The sequence below is a fragment of the Actinoallomurus spadix genome (assembly GCF_024055725.1).
Classification (GTDB): Bacteria; Actinomycetota; Actinomycetes; order Streptosporangiales; family Streptosporangiaceae; genus Actinoallomurus; species Actinoallomurus spadix.
The window spans coordinates 15,871-38,390 of sequence record NZ_JAMXMX010000037.1; the positions used below are offsets into that span (position 1 = coordinate 15,871).

General features: G+C 71.5%; 17 protein-coding genes. 12 read left to right on the forward strand and 5 right to left on the reverse strand.

The window, feature by feature from the left end; genetic code table 11:
* Window positions 1-33 precede the first annotated feature (33 nt).
* The gene (locus NE235_RS34250; RefSeq protein WP_252810531.1) at window positions 34-522 is read right to left on the reverse strand and encodes a YybH family protein; all 489 of its coding nucleotides are present in this window, start codon (window positions 520-522) and stop codon (window positions 34-36) included.
* Window positions 523-562: 40 nt separating this feature from the next.
* Here NE235_RS34250 and NE235_RS34255 point away from each other — a divergent pair, with 40 nt between their 5' ends.
* Together NE235_RS34255 and NE235_RS34260 are read left to right on the forward strand one after the other, a co-directional pair.
* On the forward strand, window positions 563-922 hold the full coding sequence (locus tag NE235_RS34255; protein ID WP_252810533.1) for an ArsR/SmtB family transcription factor: 360 nt from the start codon (window positions 563-565) through the stop codon (window positions 920-922).
* A gap of 135 nt (window positions 923-1,057) precedes the next feature.
* The gene (locus NE235_RS34260) at window positions 1,058-3,160 is read left to right on the forward strand and encodes an ATP-dependent DNA helicase (protein WP_308206196.1); all 2,103 of its coding nucleotides are present in this window, start codon (window positions 1,058-1,060) and stop codon (window positions 3,158-3,160) included.
* Window positions 3,161-3,179: 19 nt separating this feature from the next.
* On the opposite strand, the gene NE235_RS34265 is transcribed toward NE235_RS34260, so the two are convergent.
* Both NE235_RS34265 and NE235_RS34270 read right to left on the reverse strand, forming a co-directional pair.
* Entirely contained in the window at window positions 3,180-4,880 is a 1,701-nt protein-coding gene (locus NE235_RS34265; protein ID WP_252810534.1) for an AMP-binding protein, read from the reverse strand.
* Window positions 4,881-5,000: 120 nt separating this feature from the next.
* Complete coding sequence (locus NE235_RS34270; RefSeq protein WP_252810535.1) at window positions 5,001-6,131, reverse strand: aminotransferase class V-fold PLP-dependent enzyme; 1,131 nt, start codon at window positions 6,129-6,131, stop codon at window positions 5,001-5,003.
* 54 nt (window positions 6,132-6,185) lie between these two features.
* Between NE235_RS34270 and NE235_RS34275 the strand changes: the two genes are divergently transcribed.
* Complete coding sequence (locus tag NE235_RS34275; protein ID WP_252810536.1) at window positions 6,186-7,202, forward strand: DUF4192 domain-containing protein; 1,017 nt, start codon at window positions 6,186-6,188, stop codon at window positions 7,200-7,202.
* Between the two features lie 170 nt (window positions 7,203-7,372).
* Here NE235_RS34275 and NE235_RS34280 read toward each other — a convergent pair whose 3' ends face one another.
* Entirely contained in the window at window positions 7,373-7,723 is a 351-nt protein-coding gene (locus NE235_RS34280) for a hypothetical protein (RefSeq protein WP_252810537.1), read from the reverse strand.
* Between the two features lie 276 nt (window positions 7,724-7,999).
* Between NE235_RS34280 and NE235_RS34285 the strand changes: the two genes are divergently transcribed.
* The 7 genes from NE235_RS34285 (at window position 8,000) to leuS (ending at window position 17,428) form a co-directional block, all read left to right on the forward strand.
* Complete coding sequence (locus tag NE235_RS34285; RefSeq protein WP_252810538.1) at window positions 8,000-9,061, forward strand: polysaccharide deacetylase family protein; 1,062 nt, start codon at window positions 8,000-8,002, stop codon at window positions 9,059-9,061.
* A gap of 126 nt (window positions 9,062-9,187) precedes the next feature.
* Entirely contained in the window at window positions 9,188-9,709 is a 522-nt protein-coding gene (locus NE235_RS34290; RefSeq protein WP_252810539.1) for a DUF1707 and DUF4870 domain-containing protein, read from the forward strand.
* Window positions 9,710-9,784: 75 nt separating this feature from the next.
* Window positions 9,785-11,149 (forward strand): FAD-binding oxidoreductase, encoded by a 1,365-nt coding sequence (locus tag NE235_RS34295; RefSeq protein ID WP_252810540.1) that lies wholly within the window; start codon window positions 9,785-9,787, stop codon window positions 11,147-11,149.
* Between the two features lie 2 nt (window positions 11,150-11,151).
* Entirely contained in the window at window positions 11,152-12,435 is a 1,284-nt protein-coding gene (locus NE235_RS34300) for a class I SAM-dependent methyltransferase (protein ID WP_252810623.1), read from the forward strand.
* Window positions 12,436-12,531: 96 nt separating this feature from the next.
* Window positions 12,532-13,425, forward strand: a complete 894-nt coding sequence (locus NE235_RS34305; RefSeq protein ID WP_252810541.1) for an alpha/beta fold hydrolase — start codon at window positions 12,532-12,534, stop codon at window positions 13,423-13,425.
* A gap of 55 nt (window positions 13,426-13,480) precedes the next feature.
* Window positions 13,481-14,728: a cytochrome P450 gene (locus NE235_RS34310; RefSeq protein ID WP_252810548.1), complete on the forward strand. Its 1,248-nt coding sequence runs from the start codon at window positions 13,481-13,483 to the stop codon at window positions 14,726-14,728.
* A 234-nt stretch (window positions 14,729-14,962) separates the two neighbouring features.
* The gene (gene leuS, locus NE235_RS34315; RefSeq protein WP_252810550.1) at window positions 14,963-17,428 is read left to right on the forward strand and encodes a leucine--tRNA ligase; all 2,466 of its coding nucleotides are present in this window, start codon (window positions 14,963-14,965) and stop codon (window positions 17,426-17,428) included.
* Between the two features lie 151 nt (window positions 17,429-17,579).
* On the opposite strand, the gene lexA is transcribed toward leuS, so the two are convergent.
* Window positions 17,580-18,284 (reverse strand): transcriptional repressor LexA, encoded by a 705-nt coding sequence (gene lexA / locus NE235_RS34320; protein ID WP_252810551.1) that lies wholly within the window; start codon window positions 18,282-18,284, stop codon window positions 17,580-17,582.
* A 698-nt stretch (window positions 18,285-18,982) separates the two neighbouring features.
* On the opposite strand from lexA, the gene nrdR reads away from it, so the two are divergent.
* A complete protein-coding gene (nrdR, locus tag NE235_RS34325) occupies window positions 18,983-19,447 on the forward strand; it encodes a transcriptional regulator NrdR (RefSeq protein ID WP_252810554.1) in 465 nt (154 codons plus the stop codon).
* 73 nt (window positions 19,448-19,520) lie between these two features.
* Window positions 19,521-22,352 (forward strand): vitamin B12-dependent ribonucleotide reductase, encoded by a 2,832-nt coding sequence (locus NE235_RS34330; protein ID WP_252810556.1) that lies wholly within the window; start codon window positions 19,521-19,523, stop codon window positions 22,350-22,352.
* Window positions 22,353-22,520: the final 168 nt, after the last annotated feature.

The window sequence follows — 22,520 nt, forward strand, 5'->3', positions numbered from 1 at the left end:
CGGCTCCGGCTCCGGCCCGATCCGGTGGGCCGGTCAGCCTCGCACGGCGCGCTGGTAGGCCGCCAGGGCCTCCGGGTCGTCGATGCTGCCGTGATGGTGGAACTGGCGCCAGCGCCCGTCCTCGTAGCGGAAGTACCGGCTCGTCCGGATCCGCAGCGGGACCGGCGTGCCGTCCGGGCCGGTGTACGTTCCGACCTCGCGCCCGGCGAACACCGCGTGGTCCGCGCCGACGTACTCCACCACGTCGCCGAAGGTGACCTCCACCCGCACCGGGCCGGTGAAGATCTTCTCGTACAGCCCGGCGACCGCGTCGCCGCCGCGCAGGACGCCGCCGAGGGGGTTGTTGAGCTGGGCGAGGGGGTGGTCGCTCCAGTCCTCCCGCAGGGCCTGCGCGTCGCGGTTGTTGAGCGCGTAGTAGAAGGACTCCAGGGCCGCGTACGCCCCCGCGGGAGAGGGATCCGCCGTCTCGGACAGGCGGTTGCGCGCGTTCGGGCCGTACGCCGGGTCGGTGTGCCTGATCACTGGAACTCCTCGCCTAGAGTGTTCGATGGAGGTCGACCATATGAGTGTACGACGGGAATCGAACACCGAGGTGCGCGGGGCGTCCGCGCGCGCCCGCGGGCTGACGCATCGCCATCCGTCCGAGGTGCCGCTCCAGGACGCCCTCGACGCGGTCGCCGACCCGGTGCGCCGGACGATCCTCCGCGAACTCGCCGGGCAGCCCGACTGGACGCGCGCCTGCGGCACCTTCGACCTGCCGGTGTCCAAGGCGACCCGGAGCCACCACTTCGCCGTGCTGCGGGCCGCCGGTCTGATCGAGCAGCGCGACGAGGGGCCGCGCCGGTTCAACCGGCTCCGGAGAGCCGAGTTCGACCAGGTGTTCCCCGGCCTCCTGGCGCTCGTGCTGGCGGAACGCGCCTGACCGTTCGCGGCCGCGGCCGGTCCCCATGATCCGGGCCGTCCGGATCACCGGCCAACGGCCGGAGGCCGCTGAGACGGCGGGGAAAAGCGTGGCTGTGGCGGCGAGCGGTCACCATCGGCCGGTAGCGTTGACCGGGTGGCCGAAGACCTCCTCGACTCCCCGGAAAAGACCGACGTCCCCGGCGTCGGACCCCTTCTCGCCGCGGCGGTCGCCGGCGTCGGCGGCGCCGAGCGGCCGGGGCAGGTCAAGATGGCCGAGGCCGTCGCGCACGCCATCGAGTCGGGCGAGCACCTCGCCGTGCAGGCGGGCACCGGCACCGGGAAATCCCTGGCCTACCTCGTCCCCGCCGTCCGCCACGCCGTCTCCGAGAACGCGTGCGTAGTGGTCTCCACGGCGACGATCGCGCTGCAGCGCCAACTCGTCGAGCGCGACCTGCCGCGGCTGGCCGAGTCGCTGACGCCGCTGCTCGGCCGCGAGCCGGCGTTCGCGATCCTCAAGGGCCGGCGCAACTACCTGTGCCTGCACCGGATGCAGGTGGAGGAGCCCGACGACCCCGACGAGATCCTGTTCGACGCCCAGTCGGTGTCCGCGACGGGGCGGCAGGTGCAGCGCATCCACGAGTGGGCCGAGACCACCGAGACCGGCGACCGGGACGAGCTCGTCCCCGGCGTCTCCGAGCAGGCGTGGCGCCAGGTCGCCGTGAGCGCCCGCGAGTGCCTGGGGGCGCAGCGCTGCCCGTTCGGCACCGAGTGCTACGCCGAGCGGGCCCGGGACAAGGCCGGGGAGGCCGACGTCGTCGTCACCAACCACGCGCTGCTGGCCATCGACGCGCTGGAGGAGTTCCAGGTCCTCCCCGAGCACGACGTCGCCGTCATCGACGAGGCGCACGAGCTCGTCGACCGGGTGACCTCGGTGGCCACCGCGGAGCTGTCCGCGTCGGCCGTGGAGTTCGCCGCGCGCCGCTGCGGCCGCCTCATCGAGGACGACCTCGCCGACCGCCTCAAGGAGGCGGGCGAGGCGCTGCAGCCCCTCCTCGCCGACACCCCGGCGGGCCGCATGGACGTCCTGCCGCAGGTGCTCGGCGGGGCCCTCCTCGCGATCCGCGACGCCGCGTACGGCTGCGCGACGGCCCTGCGCACCACGCTCAAGACCACCGAGGACGACGCCGAGCGGCTCGGCGCCGGCCGCGCCGCGCTGACCGCGCTGGAGGAGATCCACGACACCGCCGGGCGGCTCCTGGAGACGTTCGAGACCGACCTGGCCTCCCGGCACGACGTCGTCTGGCTGGACCGGCCCTTCAACGAGGACTCCCGGCGGCCGACCGCGCTCCGGGTCGCGCCGCTGGGCGTCGGCGGCCTGCTGCGCGAGCGGCTGTTCGGCCGCCGTACGACCGTGCTGACCTCGGCGACCCTGTCGCTCGGCGGGTCGTTCGAGCCCCTCGCGCGGCAGTGGGGCCTGCCGCCGCTCGGCACGGCGGCTGGAGCGCCGGCCGACGGAGCGGCGGAGGCGGCCGAGCCGTCCGAGCCGCCGGAGGGGGACGCGAAGAAGGACGGCGGGCAGCGGCCGCTGCGCTGGTCGGGGCTGGACGTCGGCTCGCCGTTCGACCACGCGCGCAGCGGGATCCTCTACATCGCGCGGAGCCTGCCGCAGCCGGGCCGCGACGGACTGCCGGAGGCGTACCTCACCGAGCTGACCGAGCTCATCGAGGCCGCCGGAGGCCGCACCCTCGGGCTGTTCTCCTCCATGCGCGCCGCCAAGCAGGCCGCCGAGGCGTTGCGCGGCCGCCTCGCGCAGCCGCTGCTGTGCCAGGGGGACGACTCAACCTCCCAGCTCATCAAGCAGTTCACCGACGACGAGGCGACCTGCCTGTTCGGCACGCTGTCCCTGTGGCAGGGCGTCGACGTGCCCGGGCCGTCGCTCCGCCTGGTCGTGATCGACCGCATTCCCTTCCCGCGCCCCGACGATCCGTTGTCCTCGGCGCGGCAGCGGGCGGTCGCCGCGCAGGGCGGCAACGGCTTCATGGCCGTCGCCGCGACCCACGCCGCGCTGCTGCTCGCGCAGGGCGCCGGGCGCCTGCTGCGGTCGATGACCGACCGCGGGGTCGTCGCCATCCTCGACCCGCGGCTGGCCACGGCGCGCTACGGCACGTTCCTGCGCTCGTCGCTGCCGCCGTTCTGGACGACGTTCGACTCCGCGACGGTCAAGGCCGCGCTGCGCCGCCTCGACACCGCGGACTGAGTCCCCGGAGGACGCAGGGTCAGGACAGGGCGTTCTCCTCGCGGAGGACGCGGCGCAGGACCTTGCCGAGCATGTTGCGCGGCAGGTCCGGACGGAACTCGACGAAGGTGGGCACCTTGTACCCGATGAGCTGCTGCGCGCAGTAGGCCCGCAGCTCGTCCCGGCTCGGCCGGTGCGGCCGCCGGGGGATGACGTACGCGGCGACCGCCTCGCCGTGGCCGGGCTCCGGCACTCCGACGACGGCGGCCTCCTCGACGGCCGGGTGCGCCTGCAGGACGGCCTCCACCTCCGAGGGGTACACGTTGAAGCCGTCGACGATGATGACGTCCCGTTTGCGGTCGATGAGGGTGAAGTAGCCGTCCGGGCTCATCACCGCGATGTCCCCGGTCCGGAACCAGCCGTCGGGGGAGAGGCTCTCGGCGGTCTCGGCGGGCTGGTTCCAGTACCCGGCGAAGACCTGGGGACCGCGGATCAGGAGCTCGCCCGGATATCCGACCGGAAGGACGCGGCGGGGGTCGTTCTCGTCGACGATCCGTGCCTCGGTGCCGGGCAACGGGGTCCCCACGGACACGTGCCGGGCGTTCCCGTCGAGGGGGTTGGCCATGACCACCGGTGACGTCTCCGTCATCCCGTACCCCTGGATGACGTGGCCGCCCGTTCCCGCCCTGAACGCGTCGACCGTCGTACGGGCGAGTCTCATCGCCCCCGACACGCAGGTCCGGATCGAGCCCACGCCCGCCTTCTTCGCCTCGGGCGCGGCGGCGAGCTGCTGGAACAGGGGAGGAACGCCGGGGAACAGGGTCGGCCGGTGCTTGCGGACGGCGTCCAGCACGAGCTCCAGGTCGAAGCGGGGGACGAGCACGACCGTTCCGCCGATCAGGATCGTGCAGGTCAGGCAGAACGTCAGGCCGAAGACGTGGAACAGCGGCACGACGGCCAGGGCGACGTCCTCACCGGGCCGGATCCCCGGGTCCCACGCCGTGGTCTGCAGCGCGTTCGCGACGAGGTTCCGGTGGGTGAGCATGGCGCCCTTCGGCCGGCCCGTGGTGCCGCCGGTGTACTGCAGGACGGCCAGGTCGCGGACCGGGTCGACCATCGCCTGCGGGTGGGCCTCGGCCGTCTCCTTCAGCAGGTCGTCGAACCGGAGGACCGACGCGCCGGCCGGCACCTCCGTGCTCAGCTCCGAGGCCAGCCGGCGCGCCCTGGCGAGCGGGAGCTTGAGCAGTTCCCGTTTGACGAAGGGGAGGTAGTCGGGCAGTGAGGTGACGATGACGTGCTCGACCGACGTTCCGGGCGCCGCGTCGTGGACCGTCGCGTACGCCTTGTCGAAGACGATGACGACGCGGGAGCCGCTGTCGGCGAGCTGGTGCCGCAGCTCCGACGACGTGTACAGCGGGTTCGTGGGCACCACGACCGCGCCGAGCCGCAGCACCGCGTAGAAGGCGATGACCTCCTGCGGGCAGTTGGGCAGGATGACCGCGACCCGGTCTCCCTTACGGACGCCCAGCCGGGCCAGCGCCGCCGCGAACCGGTCGACCGCGTCGCGGAGCCGGGCGTACGTCATCGAACGGCCGAGGAACTCCAGCGCCCGGTGGTTCGGGAACCGGTCGGCGGACGCGTCGAGCAGGCGGGTGAGCGGCACGTCCGGCACGTCGACGTCGGCAGGAACCCCGTCCGCGTAGTAACGGAGCCATGGTCTCTCGTCGTAGGGAGTGCGCATTCGCCGACGATCACCACCGTAAGCAGACGAAACCTTTCTGTCACCTTTGCATCATCCGTCGCATCTTGCCCAGCGTTCGAGCGATGTAACCGATCGTGCCTTTCGCCGGGTGTGTGGGCGTCAGGTGAGCGCGTTCAGGGCGAGGTCCACGTCCGCCTCGGTCGTGTAAAGGTGGAAGGCCGCCCGCAGCCGCCCGTCCCGTACGGCGGCGCGCACTCCCGCGGCCGCGAGCCGCTCCGCCGCGCCGGGCAGGTCGACGCTCACGATCGCGCTGCCCGCCGGCGGCAGACCCAGGCCGCGCAGGAACCGGTCGGCGAGCGCGACGTCGTGGGCGTGCACCCGCTCCACCCCGACCGCGTTCAGGACGTCCAGCGCGGGCGCGGCGCCGACGAAGGAGAACCACGCCGGGGACAGGTCGAACCGCCGGGCAGACGGCGCCAGCCGCAGCGGCGGCCCGTAGTACGCGTGCGGTTCGCCGCCGGGCTCCTCTCCGGCGTACCAGCCCGCCGCGACCGGCCGGATCCGCTCCCGCACCGCCGGGGCGACGTAACAGAACGCGGCACCGCGCGGCGCCATCAGCCACTTGTACGCCGCGCACACGAGCACGTCGAACCGCGTCGCGTCGATCGGCAGCCAGCCGGCGGCCTGGCTGGCGTCGGCGACCACGAGCGCGCCGTTCGCCCGCGCCGCCGCGAGGATGTCCTCGACCGGGGAGACCTCGCCCGTGGCCGACTGCACGACGCTGAACGCCACCAGCGCCGTACGGCCGTCGACGGCGTCCGCCACCTCGCTCAGCGGCACCGTCCGCACGTCCAGGTCCTGGACCAGCCAGGGGAAGAGGTTGGAGGTGAACTCGATCTCCGGTACGACGACGCGGGACCCCGGCGGCAGCGACGCGGCCACCGGGGCGAGCAGCTGGGAGACGGCGGAGCCCACCGCGACGTCATCGGTCTCGACGCCGACCAGCCGGGCGAATCCCGCCCGCGCCCGCCCGGTGGAGGCGTCCCACACGAACCAGGGCGCGTCCCCTCGCTGCCACTCGCCGAGTGCCCGCCGCAGCGCCTCCACGGCCGGGCGCGGCGGCAGTCCGTAGCTGGCCGTGTTCAGCCAACCCGGCGTCGGTTCCCACAGGTGTACGGCGTCGCGAATCTCCACCCGGCCAGTCTGCCCCGGCCGGCCGATCCGCAGTTCCCATGCCATGGCCGGGTCGGCGGCCGCCTGCCGCGCCTGCCGCCGGAGCTCTTTGTCCACAGATCTTCGGGTGGGCCTGCCGGGGATACCCCGGGGAGCGGGAGGCTCGGGGGCATGAGACCGAACACGTTGCGGCTCCGGTCGCCCGCCGACGTCGTCGCCGCCATCCCCTACCTCGTCGGATTCCACCCCGCCGACAGCGTCGTCGTGCTGTGCTGCGGCGGCGCGGACGGCGCATACGCGATCCGGCTCGACTTAACCGCCTCCGACGCGCTCCTCGACCACGTCACCGAGCTCATCACCCGGCGCCGGCCCGCCGACGTCATCCTCACCGGCTACGGCCCTGGCGCGCGGGTGACACCCGTCGTCGAGCGGGTCGGCGACCGCCTCACCCGCGACGGCGTCCGGCTCCGCGAGGTGCTGCGCGTCGAGGACGGCCGCTACTGGTCCTACCTCTGCACCGACCCGGCCTGCTGCCCGCCGGAGGGCACGTTCGTCGACGTGCGCGGCAGCGCGGTGGCCGCCGCCGCCATCGCCGGCGGCCTGGTCGCCCTGCCGGACCGTGAGGAGCTCGCGCGGATGATCGCCCCGATGGGCGGCGAGGCGATGCGGCAGGCCACCGAGCGGGCCGAGCGCCGCCTGACCTCATGGGCCGACGTGCCACGGGACGGCGTGGCGAGGGCCGACGCGACGCGGGGCCGCATGGCGCGGCGGGTGGCCGAGGAGGGAGTGCGGCTGGTCCGGCTCCTCATCGAGCGCGCGCGGGCGGGCGGCGATCCGCCCACCGACGAGGAGGTCGCCTGGCTCGGCGTGCTCCTGGTCAACCTGCGGGTCCGCGACGAGGCGTGGGTGCGCATCGACGACGGTGAGATCGGCGCGCACATCCGGCTGTGGCGCGACGTCATGCGGCGCGTGGCCGAGCCGTACCTGCCGGGGCCCGCCTGCCTGCTGGCGTTCGCGGCCTGGCGGGCGGGCGAGGGCGCGCTGGCCAACCTCGCACTGGACCGGGCGCTGGCCGCCGACCCGCACTACTCCATGGCCCGGCTGCTGCACGAGTTGTTCGTCAGCGGCCTGCCGCCCTGGTCCGTGCCCCTCGACATCACCTCGGAGCAGCTCGACGAGGCGAGCTGAGGGAAACGGGGGCGGCGCGAGGCGACGCCTCCTGGCGGGTGCTGTCACCCACCGGCAGCACCCGTCGGCAGCACCCGCCGCAGTGGGCTCGGGCTTCAGGGCACGCCGCGGCCCCTGACGGCGACCTTCATGACAGGGACGGGCTCGGGCGGCGGAGCCGTCCCGCCCGGTCAGAGGGAGGCGGCGCCGCCCTGGCGTTTGCGGCGCTCGTTGTAGTCGCGCATCCGCTGCGGATAGCCGGTGATCTGGACGTCGTACACCGGCAGGCGCAGGTCACGCGCGACCTTCCGGATGACCTGCGGTGATCCGACGCGGCGGCGGGTCCACTCGCCGTCGGCGGCGATGGCCACCGCCGTGGTGTCGGTGGCGAAGGTCTCGGGTTCGACGTAGAACTCCACGCCCTTGCGGCTGCGGGCGAAAGCCCTGAGCGACTCGATGTCGGCGTTCGTCGCCTCCCGATCCAGAATCGTCACCCGGCTACCCCGCCAGCGGCGAATCCCGAAGCGATCGCCCCACCTCATCGGACGTCCTCCCCACGAGTTCGTCGCGATCCCCGCCTCCGTCCCCCGACGACGCTTCGTGGGTGGATCGCGCGATTTGTCACGATGTCAACGCCGACCCATCGTGCAGGGTTCCCGAAGATGGCACCATGCTTTTTCGGCGTTTGACCGACAACGGAACCTCAACGGGAAAAGGGAACTAAGGTGCCCAATGTCGCGCGGCAGGTCACGAACGGAGGTCGGATGCGCTTCGCCGTCCCGAGGACCTTCCGTAGCTCGAGGACCTTCCGCAGGGCGATGACGATCGTCGCGGCCGTGCTCGGGCTGGGCTGGCTCAGCGGCCTGGGGACGCACCCGGCCGCACCCCTGGCGGGTCCGCACGCGACCGCCCAGAGTTCCGCCGCGCAGCCGCCCGACGCGCACCTCATGGCCGGAACGGCCCGAACGACCGGGCGGCCCGCCGGGCCGCCCGGCCGGCCGAGATCGCGTTCCGCGGACGGCGCGCCGGCCGGACCCGCCGCGCACCCGAACGACCTCATCGCGCGGCTGCGATCCACGACCTGGCCGCCGGGAGCCAAGGCCGCGGCGGCACCCGAGCCGAAGGTCGACTGCACTAAGGCTAAGTGCATCGCGCTGACGTTCGATGACGGCCCCGGCCCGTACACCGCGAAGCTGCTCGACATGCTCGCCGCCCGGCACGTGAAGGTGACGTTCTTCCTCATCGGCGGCAACATCCGCGGCCGCGAGGCGGTGGTCCGGCGTGAGCTGGCCGAGGGGCACGTGGTCGGTGACCACACCTGGTCGCATCCGTCGCTGAGCTCGATGCCGGACGGCGCCGTCAGGTCGCAGCTGGCCCGTACGCTCGGTGAGATCCGCCGGGCCTCCGGCCACGGGACCGTCCTGATGCGGCCGCCGTACGGCGCGACGAGCCGGCGGGTGGCGGCGGTGGCACGCCGCATGGACATGGCGCAGATCCTCTGGAGCGTCGACACGAACGACTGGCTCGACCGGAACTCGGCGATCGTCGCGCATCGCGCCGTGTCCTGGGCCCACCCCGGCGACATCATCCTGATGCACGACATCCACCCGACGACGGTGAACGCCGTGCCGAAGATCCTGGCCGGTCTGTCCCGGCGCGGCTTCACGTTCGTCACCGTGCCCGAGCTGTTCGGGAACCGGTCGCTCAAACCCGGCCGGACCTACTTCGACGGGCCGGTGCCCCGGCCGAAGAGCCCGCGTTCGAAGGCCGCTCCGCGCCCGGGGAGCTCGCCTGCCGCGGGCGCTCCGGCCGGCGTTGGAGCGCCCGCCGGAGCGTCCAGGTCACCGGCGGCACGGGGCTCCGCGAAGCCGGGACGCTGACCCGCCTCGGGGCACGGGTGTCCGTGCGGCGGGGACGCAGGCCCGCCGGACCTGGGGTTCTCCCCAGGGACGGATCAGGGGTTTCCCCGATGGCTCCCCGGCCGGGCGCGGCGCACGATCGAGAACATGACCATCTCCACACCGCCCGGCGCGTTGCGCGTCTCCGCCGCCGAACGCGAGCCGATCGTCGACCGGCTGCAGCAGGCCTTCGCCGAGGGCCGTATCGACAAGGAAGAACTCGACCTGCGGCTGCATCTCGCGATGACGTCCAGGACGCGGGCCGACCTGGACGCGGCCCTCGCGGACCTGGCGCCCGCGCCCACCGCGTCACAGGTGCCGGCGCCGGTCGGTGAGCCGACCGCGGAACAGCGGGTGCTGGCCGCGCTCGCGCACGTCCTCGGCGCCACCACGCTGTTCCTGGGACCGCTCGTCATGCTGTGCACCCGGGCGCGCCGGTCACCGTACGTCCGGCGCCACATCGTGGAGGCCCTCAACTTCCAGCTCACCCTGCTGATGGTGACGGTCGTGACGTTCGGCATCGGGGCGATCGCGTACGCGGTGAGCTGGATCGTCTGCGGAGTGGCCGCGCTGCTGGCGCTCGCCGGCACGCCGTTCCGTTACCCCTTCACCCTCCGGATGGTGCGCTGACCGGGTCCGGTCCTCGCCGCGCGAGAGGCGTGCCCAGGCTGTGCGGCGGGAGAGCGGGGATGAGAAGATCGACAGGTGACAGGTCACCAAACAGCGGTCGAGAGGCTCCTGGCCTCCTACCGGGCCATCCCCGAAGGCTCACCGGTCCGGCTGGCGAAACGCACCTCGAACCTGTTCCGGTTCCGTGACGAGATCCAGGCGCCCGGTCTCGACGCCAGCGGCTTCGACAAGGTCCTGAGCGTGGACCCCGAGGCCCGCGTCGCCGACGTCCAGGGCATGACGACGTACGAGGACCTGGTCGACGCGACCCTGCCGCACGGCCTGATGCCGTTCGTCGTACCGCAGCTCAAGACGATCACGCTGGGCGGTGCGGTGACCGGGCTCGGCATCGAGTCGTCGTCGTTCCGCAACGGGCTGCCGCACGAGTCGGTGCTGGAGATGGAGATCCTCACCGGCGCGGGTGAGGTCGTCACCGCGACGCCGGACAACGAGCACCGCGAGTTGTTCTACGGCTTCCCCAACTCGTACGGCACGCTCGGGTACGCCCTGCGGCTGAAGATCAAGCTGCAGCCGGTGAAGCCGTACGTCGCGCTGTGGCACGTGCGGTTCTCCTCCGCCCAGGAGTGCGCGCAGGCCATCGACGAGCTCGGCGCCGACGTGGACTTCATCGACGGCACGGTCTTCGGCCCGGACGAGCTGTACCTCACGCTGGGCCGCTTCGCCGACACGGTCCCGCGCGTGTCCGACTACACCGGGCAGGGGATCTACTACCGGTCGATCCGCGACCGGTTCGTCACGCCGCGGTGGCTGCGGCCGGACGGCCCGCCGACCGACGCGCTCACGACGCACGACTACCTCTGGCGGTGGGACACCGACTGGTTCTGGTGCTCGCGGGCGTTCGGCGTGCAGAACTCCCTGGTCCGCCGGGCCTGGCCCGCGTCGAAGAAGCGTTCCGACGTGTACCGCCGGCTGGTCGCGCTCGACAAGCGCCTGCAGACGTCGGCGCGCGTGGACCGCTGGCTCGGCCGGCCGGCCCGCGAGGACGTCATCCAGGACGTCGAGGTGCCGGTGGAGCGGCTCCCCGAGTTCCTCGACTTCTTCCACCGTGAGATCGGGATGAGCCCGGTGTGGCTGTGCCCGCTGCGGGCACAGGACAAGTGGCCGCTGTACCCCCTGGAGCCCGGGCGGACGTACGTCAACGTCGGGTTCTGGGGGACGGTGCCGCAGAAGCCCGGCCGGGTCCCCGAACACCACAACCGGCTGATCGAGCGCGAGGTCGCCCGCCTCGACGGCCACAAGTCGCTGTACTCGACGGCGTTCTACACCCGTGAGGACTTCTGGCGGCACTACGACGGCGCTACGTATCGCACCTTGAAGGAGGAGTACGACCCGGAGCGACGGCTGCTGGATCTCTACGACAAAACCGTACGGGGCAGGTGAACATGAAGCTGGCGGAGGCATTCGAACGCGTCGTCGGACGTGACGCGCAGGTGGAGTTCCGGGCGTACGACGACAGTCGCGCCGGGGCTCTCGGCGCGGACGTCCGCGTGGAGGTCAGGTCGCCGTACGCGGTGTCCTATCTCGTCCACGCGCCCGGCGCGCTCGGGCTGGCCCGCGCGTACGTCGCCGGGCATCTCGACGTGATCGGGGACATGCACACGGCGCTCTTCCGGATGCAGTCGGCCATGGGCCAACTGAGCTGGGCCGACAAGGCGACCCTGCTACGCGGGATCCTGAACGACCCGCTGCTGCGCGCGGCCGCGCTGACGCGGCTGGACCCGCCGCCGCAGGAGGTGCGGCCGGCGCGCGTGCCGCTGCGGTCGGGCCTGCGGCATTCCAAGCGCCGCGACGCCAAGGCGATCTCCCATCACTACGACGTCTCCAACACCTTCTACGAGTGGGTGCTCGGCCCCTCGATGGCCTACACGTGCGCGTGCTTCCCCGCGGAGGACGCGACGCTGGAGCAGGCGCAGTACCACAAGTTCGACCTCGTGGCGCGCAAGCTCGGGCTGCGGGAGGGCATGCGGCTGCTCGACGTGGGCTGCGGCTGGGGCGGCATGGTCATGCACGCCGCGCGGGAGTACGGCGTGAAGGCGCTCGGCGTGACGCTGTCCAAGCAGCAGGCCGAGTGGGCGCAGAAGGCGATCGCCGAGGCGGGGCTGTCGGAGCTCGCGGAGGTCCGCCATCTCGACTACCGCGATGTCACGGAGGACGGCTTCGACGCCGTCAGCTCGATCGGCCTGACCGAGCACATCGGCAAGGCGAACGTCCCGGGTTACTTCGAGTTCCTGTACGGCAAGCTCAAGCCGGGCGGCCGGATGCTGAACCACTGCATCACCCGCCCGGACGACAAGGAGCCCTCGATCCGCGAGGAGGGCTTCATCAACCGGTACGTCTTCCCGGACGGCGAGCTGGAGGGCCCGGGCTGGCTCATCTCGCGGATGAACGACGCCGGCTTCGAGATCCGGCACGAGGAGAACCTCCGCGAGCACTACGCCAAGACCCTCACCGGCTGGTGCCGCAACCTCGACGACCACTGGGACGAGGCGGTCGCCGAGGTCGGCGAGGGAACCGCGCGCGTGTGGCGGCTGTACATGGCCGGCTCGCGGCTCGGCTTCGAGCTCAACTGGATCCAGCTGCACCAGGTGCTCGGCGTCAAGCTGCGGGAGGACGGGGGCTCCGGCATGCCGCTGCGGCCGTCGTTCGAGCCGCCGTCGGCGGGCTGACCGTACGGTCACGGGTGGTCGCGGCCGGCGCCGCGACCACCTCAGGCCGCGCCGGGGACCGTGACGCGAGCGGGGCGGCGGCCTACCGTCGGCCTCATGACGGACATCGCGACCATCCGGGCGAACGGCCTGACGTTCGGCTACCTGGAGGCGGGCAGCGGGCCGCTGGCGCTGTGCCTGCACGGTTTCCCCGACTCGGCGTACACCTGGCGGCACCTGCTCCCGGCGCTGGCCGGCGCGGGCTACCACGCGGTGGCGCCGTTCCTGCGCGGTTACGCGCCCACGGATGTGCCGGGCGACGGCGCGTACCAGGTCGGCGCGCTGGCGGCCGACGCGAACGCCCTGCACGAGGCGTTCGGCGGGGACGACGGCGCGGTGCTGCTCGGGCACGACTGGGGTGCCGCCGCGACGTACGCCGCCGTCGCGCACGCTCCGGAACGGTGGCGGCGGGCGGTGGCGATGGCGTTCCCGCCGCTCGGGGCCGTTCTGTCGGGGTTCTTCGACTACGCGCAGCTGAAGCGGTCCTTCTACATCTTCCTGTTCCAGACGCCGCTGGCCGAGACGGCGGTGCTGATGGACGACCTGGCCTTCCTGGACGGCCTGTGGGCGGACTGGTCGCCGGGGTACGACGCCGCCCGTGACGTCGCGCACGCCAAGGACTGCCTGCGCGACCCGGTGAACCTGGCCGCGGCCGTCGGCTACTACCGAGCGATGCTCGACCCGTCCCTGCACCGTCCGGCGTACGCGGCCGAGCAGGAGGCGGCCGGGCGCGTCGGCGAGCGGCCGGTCCTGTATCTGCACGGCGCGGCCGACGGTTGCCTGGACGCCGGGCTCGCCGGTGGCGCCGAGGGTCACCTGCCGGCCGGTTCGCGGTCGGGGACCGTCGCGGACGCGGGACACTTCCTGCACCTGGAGCGGCCGGAGGAGGTCGGCCGGCTGGTCCTGGAGTGGCTGGCCGTGGATCGGCCCTCGCGAACCGGTGCGGGGTAAGTGGTCACTTTGGCAGAATGGAGCAGAATCGCGTTCTAGTTCGAGGAGGAACCGCGTGGAGAAGACCCGGCCCGACGGGATCGATCTGACCGAGTGGGACTTCTGGGCGCGCCCGCTCGACGAGCGTCACGCGGCGTTCCGCACGCTGCGAGGGCTGCCGGAGCCGGCGTTCTTCCGGGAGCCGGAACTGTCCTTCGTGCCGATGGGCCCCGGGTACTACGCGCTGGTCACCCACGCGGACGTCGTCGAGGCCTCGCGCCGGCCGGCCGACTTCTGCTCCGGGCGCGGCGCGATCAACATCAACGACATGCCGGCCGACCTCAATGAGTACTTCGGCTCGATGATCAATATGGACGACCCTCGGCACGCCAAGATCCGCCGGATCGTCTCGCGCGCCTTCTCGCCGCGCATGATCCAGCGGTTCGAGGACCAGGTGCAGGCCGTCGCCGAGCAGGTCGTCGAGGAGGTCCTCGCCAAGGGCGGCGGCGACTTCGTCACCGACGTCGCCGCCCGCCTCCCGCTGAAGATCATTTGTGACCTGATGGGGATCGACGAGGCGCACTACAAGACCGTCTTCGACAACTCCAACATCATCCTCGCCGGCGCGGACCCCGAGTTCGTCTCCGATGACGCCGACCAGGTCGCGCTGCAGCTCCTCCAGGCGGGGCAGACGCTGAAGGACCTCGTCGAGGAGCTCGGCCGCAGGCGCCGCGAGGAGCCGACCGGCGACCTCACCTCCGCCCTGGTGAACGCCAACATCGACGGCGAGTCGCTGACCGACCAGGAACTCGGCTCGTTCTTCATCCTCCTGGTCGTCGCCGGCAACGAGACCACCCGCAACGCCATCGCCCACGGCCTGCACCTGCTCACCGAGAACCCCGGCCAGCGCGAGCTGCTGGCCTCGGACTTCGAGCGGTACATCCCGGGCACGGTGGAGGAGATCGTGCGGTACGCCTCGCCGGTCATCTGGATGCGGCGCACCGCGACCCGCGACACCGAGCTGAACGGCCGCGACGTCAAGGCCGGCGACAAGCTGATCCTCTACTACTGGTCGGCCAACCGGGACGAGGCCGTCTTCACCGACCCGGAGGTCTTCGACATCACCCGGGATCCGAACCCGCACGTCGGTTTCGGCGGCCCCGGCCCGCACTTCTGCCTCGGCGCCCACCTGGCCCGCCGGGAGATCAGCGTGATGTTCCGCGAGCTGTTCCGCCGGGCTCCGGGCATCCGCGCCACGGGCGAGCCCGACCGCCTGCTGTCCAACTTCATCAACGGCATCAAGCACCTGCCCTACACCGTCTGACGCGCGGCTCCGCGCGGATCCCGCGGCGGACCCGGGCCGGCCGGCCCGGGTCCGCTGTCGAAGCCCGGTGTCCTTGCGTCTGCGATAGTCTTGGTATATGCGATCTCGGCTGCTCCTCAGCCGGCCGCGTTGACCCGAGCCGTCGACGCGGCAGCCCCTCCTGCGTGAGGGGCGTTCTCATGCCAGGGGCACGGTCCACCGCCAGCCGAAGCCGTGCGAATCAGACGAGGAACCATGACAGGCGCCGACGAGAACTACGACCCACGGACGATCCAGGACAAATGGCAGGCCCGGTGGGAGGAGCTCAAGCCCTTCGCTGCGAGTGAGGACCCCGCCGACGAGCGGCCCCGCAAGTACGCGCTGGACATGTTCCCGTACCCCTCCGGCGACCTCCACATGGGTCACGCCGAGGCGTTCGCGATCGGCGACGTGGTCGCGCGGTACTGGCTCCAGAAGGGCTACAACGTCCTGCACCCCATCGGCTGGGACTCCTTCGGCCTGCCCGCCGAGAACGCCGCGATCAAGCGCGACTCCCACCCCGCCGAGTGGACCTACACCAACATCGACACCCAGGCGGAGTCGTTCAAGCGCTACGCGATCTCCTTCGACTGGTCGCGCCGGCTGCACACCTCCGACCCGGAGTACTACCGCTGGAACCAGTGGCTGTTCCTGCGCTTCTACGAGCGCGGCCTGGCGTACCGCAAGGGCGGCCAGGTCAACTGGTGCCCGAAGGATCAGACCGTGCTGGCCAACGAGCAGGTCGTCAACGGGCAGTGCGAGCGGTGCGGCGCGGTGGTCGAGAAGCGCGTCCTGACCCAGTGGTACTTCAAGATCACTGAGTACGCCGACCGGCTGCTGGCCGACATGGCGGAGCTGGAGTGGCCCGAGCGGGTGCTGCTGATGCAGCGCAACTGGATCGGCCGCTCCGAGGGCGCCGACGTGACCTTCCAGATCGAGGGGCGCGCCGAGCCGATCACCGTCTACACCACCCGGCCGGACACCCTGTACGGCGCGACGTTCTTCGTCGTCGCCGCCGACGCCGCGCTGGCCGACGAGATCTGCGCGCCGGAGCAGCGCGCGGAGTTCGAGGCCTACCGTGACGCGGTCCGCCGCGAGACCGAGATCGAGCGGCTGGCCACCGACAAGGAGAAGACCGGCGTCTTCCTGGGGCGCTACGCCGTCAACCCGGTGAACGGCGAGCGCATCCCCGTGTGGGCCTCCGACTACGTCCTGGCCGAGTACGGCCACGGCGCGATCATGGCGGTGCCCGCGCACGACCAGCGCGACCTGGACTTCGCCCGCAGGTTCGGCCTGCCGGTCCGTGTCGTCGTGCACACCGGCGAGGCGGACCCCGGCGAGACCGGGGTCGCCACGCCCGGAGAGGGCGAGCTGGTCAACTCCGGGCCCCTGGACGGCCTGACCAAGTCCGCCGCCATCCCCCGGATCGTCGAGGTCCTGGAGGAGAAGGGCCTGGGCAAGGCAGCGGTGAACTACCGGCTGCGCGACTGGCTGATCTCCCGGCAGCGGTTCTGGGGCACGCCGATCCCGATCATTCACTGTGACGCGTGCGGCGAGGTCCCGGTCCCGGACGACCAGCTGCCCGTGCGCCTGCCGGACGACCTGCGCGGCGCCGACCTGGCCCCGACGGGCGTGTCGCCGCGGGCGGCCGCCGAGAACTGGGTGAACGTCGCGTGCCCCAAGTGCGGTGGCCCGGCCAAGCGGGACACCGACACGATGGACACCTTCGTCGACTCCTCCTGGTACTTCCTGCGGTACTGCTCGCCGGGGTACGAGGGCGGCCCGTTCGACGCCGAGAAGGTGCGCCGGTGGATGCCGGCCGACCAGTACACCGGCGGTGTCGAGCACGCCATCCTGCACCTGCTGTACGCCCGGTTCTTCACCAAGGTGCTGTACGACATGGGCCTGGTCGACTTCACCGAGCCCTTCAAGCGGCTGGTCAACCAGGGCCAGGTGATCCTGAACGGCTCGGCGATGTCCAAGACGACCGGCAACCTGGTGGACCTGGGCGAGCAGATCGCCGAGTACGGCGTCGACGCCGTGCGGCTGACGATGCTGTTCTCCGGGCCGCCGGAGGACGACATCGACTGGGCGGACGTGTCGCCGTCGGGGTCGGTGAAGTTCCTGGCGCGGGTCTTCCGCGTGGCCGCCGACGTGACGTCCGAGCCGGGCGCCGACCCGGCGACCGGCGACGTCGCGCTGCGCAAGGTGACGCACCGGACGATCGACGAGGTCACCCGGCTGGTCGAGGCGCACCGCTACAACGTGGCGATCGCGCGGATGATGGAGCTGACCTCCGCGGCCCGTAAGGCCATCGACGCGGGTGCGGGCGCCGGTGACCCGGCGGTCCGCGAGGCCGCCGAGACCCTGGCGGTCATGCTGTCGCTGGTCGCGCCGTACACCGCCGAGGAGATGTGGGAGCGGCTGGGCCGTACGGCGCCGGCGGTCCGGGCGGGCTGGCCGGCCGCCGACCCGGCGCTGCTGGTCCAGGAGTCGGTGACCTGTGTGGTTCAGGTGGCGGGCAAGGTCCGCGACCGCCTGGAGGTGTCCCCGGACATCGCCGAGAGCGACCTGGAGCGCCTGGCGCTGGACTCCGAGAAGGTCCGGGCGGCCCTGGGCGACCGGGGCGTCCGCAAGGTCGTCGTCCGCGCTCCGAAGATCGTGAACATCGTGCCCGCCTGATCGGCATCGTGCCCGCCTGATCGGCATCGTGCCCGCCTGATCGGCGGAGCGGAACACCCCGGGCCGGTGCCTCGGCACCGGCCCGGGGTGGATCACGCGTACGGCGGGACCGCGGAATGGCCGCGGCGTCGCCCGGGACCGTCGGCGGGGGTCACATTTTGCGCAGGACCGCGACCACGCGCCCGAGAATGGTCGCGTCGTCGCCGGGAATCGGGTCGTACGCCGGGTTGTGCGGCATCAGCCACACCTTGTCGTCCCGGCGCTTGAGCGTCTTCACGGTGGCCTCGCCGTCGATCATCGCCGCCACGATGTCGCCGTTCTCCGCGACGGGCTGCTGGCGCACCACGACCCAGTCGCCGTCGGCGATGGCCGCCTCGATCATCGAGTCACCGGTGACGTTGAGCAGGAAGTGGGTGCCTTCGCCGACGAGCTGGCGCGGCAGCGCGAACACGTCCTCCACGGCCTCCTCGGCGAGGATCGGGCCACCCGCGGCGATGCGGCCGACGAGGGGGACGTACGCGGGTGCCGGGCGCGCCGGGGTCTCCTGGCCGTTGGCGACCTCGTAGGACTCGCCGTCGGCGTCGGCGGCGACCGCCGGGGATCCGGGCATGCGGACGACGACCGCGCGCGGCCGGTTCGGGTCGCGCAGCAGGAAGCCCTTGCGCTGGAGGGTCCGGAGCTGGTGGGACACGCTCGAGGTGCTGGTCAGGCCGACCGCCTCGCCGATCTCCCGCATCGACGGGGGATAACCGCGCCGCTGCACGGAGTCCCTGATCACTTCCAGCACCTTGCGCTGGCGGACCGTCAGGCCGCTCTCGTCGCCTGGGCCGTCCGGCATTTCCCGAACCTTGCTCATGGTGTCTCCGATGGATGTCTTCCCGGTGACGCGTGGCCGCCGGTATTCCGGTCCCGTAGTGGGACGTTATCGCTTCTGCGGGAAATGATCAAACAGGTGTTCGAAAAATGTGGAATTTTGCGGTCCGGGGTAAGTCGCGTTTAGTTCGCACACACGTTCGATGATAATTCCCAGGGCCGGGTTCGCGGAAGGCGGCCCCATTGCGCGCGTCCCTTGCCGCCCCGTCGTGATCGACTCTTGTCGCCGCACTGTGATCACCGTCGTCGGCCCGCCGCGGCCGGCCCGGGTGCGCGGCGGTCCCGAAAGGGGTGCCCGCCGACGCGGCGCCGGTGCGCCCGTGGCAGGCTGAAGAGGCGCGGAGCCCGTGCCCGCGCGGCCATCGCCGGCGTGTGACCGACCTCACCCGACGTGGCCTCCTCGGCGTTTCCGCAGGTGATCCAGGGTGTCCCGGGTCGATGTGACCGGTCGCCGCCCTCGGTGAAGGGTGCCGACACGCCGACGGGGGCGGCGGATCGCCCTGTGAGCGGCCTCTTCTCGCCGGGCGCCTCGCGCGGGTTGCGATGCACCCGGCCGGGCTCTACGGTTGGACCCCAACATCTAGTAGTTACATGGATGTAGTTCACCATAGGTTGTGGTTCGAAGGTGAGGTTCGCGCGGTTCGCGCGTGACCCGCATGTCAGGGGGAGGAGTTCGGAGCCATGCACTGCCCGTTCTGCCGACACACCGACAGCAGGGTCATCGACAGCCGGACGGCCGACGACGGGGCCGCCATCCGGCGGCGCCGTTCGTGCCCGGAGTGCGGTCGCCGCTTCACCACCCAGGAGACGGTGCTCATGATGGTCGCCAAGCGCAGTGGCGTCACCGAGCCGTTCTCCAGGGACAAGATCATCGCCGGAGTGCGCCGGGCGTGTCAGGGCCGTCCCGTCAACGAGGACGCCCTCGCCATGCTCGGGCAGCGGGTCGAGGAGGCGATCCGGGCGACCGGGAACGCCGAGATTCCCTCGCACCAGATCGGGCTGGCGATCCTCGGCCCGCTCCGTGAACTCGACGAGGTCGCGTACCTGCGATTCGCCTCCGTCTACCGGGGGTTCGAGACGCTCGACGACTTCGCCAAGGAAATCGAATCGCTGCGCGTGGCGTCCGGCGGCGACGCCCGTTCCTAGGGCGGCGCCCGGACCGCGGGCTTGTACGGGTAATCCTGGAGGTGGGCCTGGTGTGCCCGAGAAGGGGGATGGCATGACGGAGACGGTGAGCGGCTCAGCCCGGCGGGGCAAGGCGGGTCGCAAGGGCCTGAAGATGGAGCGCATCTTCACACGGCCGGGCGTCCACCCGTACGACGACGTCCGGTGGGAGCGGCGTGACGTCGTCATGACCAACTGGCGCGACGGGTCGGTGAACTTCGAGCAGAAGGGCGTCGAGTTCCCCGCCGGCTGGTCGGTGAACGCGGTCAACATCGTCACCTCGAAGTACTTCCGCGGCGCCGTCGGCACGCCGCAGCGCGAGTCGAGCCTGAAGCAACTGGTCGACCGGGTCGTCGGGGTCTACACCGAGACCGGCCGCAAGCACGGCTACTTCGCCTCCGAGGAGGACGCGGAGATCTTCGACCACGAGCTGAAGCACGCCCTGGTCAACCAGGTCTTCAGCTTCAACTCGCCGGTCTGGTTCAACGTCGGCACCGCCTCGCCGCAGCAGGTCAGCGCCTGCTTCATCCTGTCCGTGGACGACACGATGGAGTCGATCCTGGACTGGTACAAGGAAGAGGGCGTCATCTTCAAGGGCGGCTCGGGCTCCGGGGTGAACCTGTCCCGCATCCGCTCCAGCAAGGAGCTGCTGTCCTCCGGCGGCACGGCGAGCGGCCCGGTCTCGTTCATGCGCGGCGCCGACGCGTCCGCCGGGACGATCAAGTCCGGTGGCGCGACCCGCCGGGCGGCGAAGATGGTCGTCCTGGACGTCGACCACCCCGACGTCGAGGAGTTCATCGAGACCAAGGCGCGCGAAGAGGACAAGATCCGCGCCCTGCGCGACGCCGGCTTCGACATGGACCTGGGCGGCAGGGACATCGTCAGCGTCCAGTACCAGAACGCCAACAACTCCGTCCGCGTCTCCGACGAGTTCATGCGCGCGGTCGAGTCCGGCGGCCCCTTCGGCCTGCGCGCCCGCCGTACGGGCGAGGTCATCAGCCAGGTCGACGCCAAGGGCCTGTTCCGCAAGCTCGCCCAGGCGGCCTGGGAGTGCGCGGACCCGGGCATCCAGTACGACGACACGATCAACGACTGGCACACCAACCCCGAGACCGGTCGCATCACGGCGAGCAACCCGTGCTCGGAGTACATGAGCCTGGACAACTCGTCCTGCAACCTCGCCAGCATCAACCTGCTGAAGTTCCTGAACGGCGACAACACCTTCGACGTCGAGCGGTTCGTCAAGCTCAGCGAGCTGATCATCACGGCGATGGACATCTCCATCACGTTCGCCGACTTCCCGACCGAGAAGATCGGCGAGACCACGCGGGCGTACCGCCAGCTCGGCATCGGCTACGCCAACCTCGGCGCCCTGCTGATGGCGACCGGCCACGCGTACGACTCCGAGGGCGGGCGCTCGCTCGCCGCGGCCATCACCTCGCTGATGACCGGTGTGGCCTACCGCCGCTCCGCGGAGCTGGCCGGCGCCGTCGGCACGTACGACGGCTACGCCCGCAACGCGGAGGCGCACCAGCGCGTCATGCGCAAGCACGCCGCCGCCAACGACGAGATCCGCACGCTCGACGCGGTGGACAAGTCCATTCACGGCGAGGCCACCAAGCAGTGGCGGCTGTGCCTCAAGGTCGGCGAGAAGAACGGCTACCGCAACGCCCAGGCGTCGCTGCTGGCGCCCACCGGCACGATCGGCCTCATGATGGACTGCGACACGACGGGCATCGAGCCCGACCTGGCGCTGGTCAAGTACAAGAAGCTGGTCGGCGGCGGCTCGATGCAGATCGTCAACAACACCGTGCCGCGCGCCCTGAAGAAGCTCGGCTACCAGCAGGAGCAGATCGAGGCGATCGTCGAGTACATCGCCGAGCACGGCCACGTCGTCGACGCACCCGGCCTGCGCCTGGAGCACTACGAGGTCTTCGACTGCGCGATGGGCGAGCGGGCCATCAGCCCGATGGGCCACGTGCGGATGATGGCCGCGGTGCAGCCGTTCCTGTCCGGGGCGATCTCCAAGACCGTGAACATGCCGGAGCAGGCCACCGTCGAGGACGTCGAGAAGATCTACTTCGAGGGCTGGAAGCTCGGCCTGAAGGCCCTGGCGATCTACCGCGACAACTGCAAGGTCGGCCAGCCGCTGTCCGTGGCCAAGAAGAAGACCGAGGAGAAGGTCGAGGAGGCGCCGGCCCCGGCGCCGGCCCCGGTGGTCGAGCGCGGCCCGGTGCGGACCCGCCTGCCGAAGCAGCGGACCGCGACCGTCACCCGGTTCTCCGTCGGCGGCGCCGAGGGCTACATGACCGCCTCCTGCTACCCGGACAACGGGCTCGGCGAGGTGTTCCTCAAGCTCGGCAAGCAGGGCTCCACGCTCGCCGGCGTCATGGACGCCTTCTCGATGGCGATCTCCATCAGCCTCCAGTACGGCGTGCCGCTGGAGACCTGGGTGGAGAAGTTCACCAACATGCGGTTCGAGCCGGCCGGTATGACCGACGACCCGGACATCCGGATGGCGACCTCGATGATGGACTACATCTTCCGTCGCCTCGCACTCGACCACCTGCCGTACGAGACGCGCGCCGAGCTGGGGATCTTCTCCGCCGAGGAGCGCACCGCGCAGGCGGCGGGCCAGGACCCGGCCGCGCTGAACGCCGAGGAGGACGTCGAGCGCGAGTCGCTGGCCCAGTCGGTGCCGGTCGAGCAGCCGAAGGCCAAGGAGCCGGAGCCGGCCGCGGTGGCCCACTCCTCGACCGAGCTGATCGAGAGCCACCAGGGCCGTACGGCGGACGCTCCGCTGTGCCTCACCTGCGGCACGAAGATGCGCCCGGCCGGCAGCTGCTACGTCTGCGAGGGCTGCGGCTCCACCAGCGGCTGCAGCTGATTCAGGGCACCACCCAGGCGTAAAGCGCCTGGTCAGAGCGGGGAGCTCGGCGGGAAGCCGACTCCCCGCTCTTGCTGTGTCCGGCACCTCGTTGCGTTCGATACGACCGGTGCCAGGTCTGGGGAGCCACCTACTTGAGCGATGAATCAGCTCGCCGTAGCTGAAGCG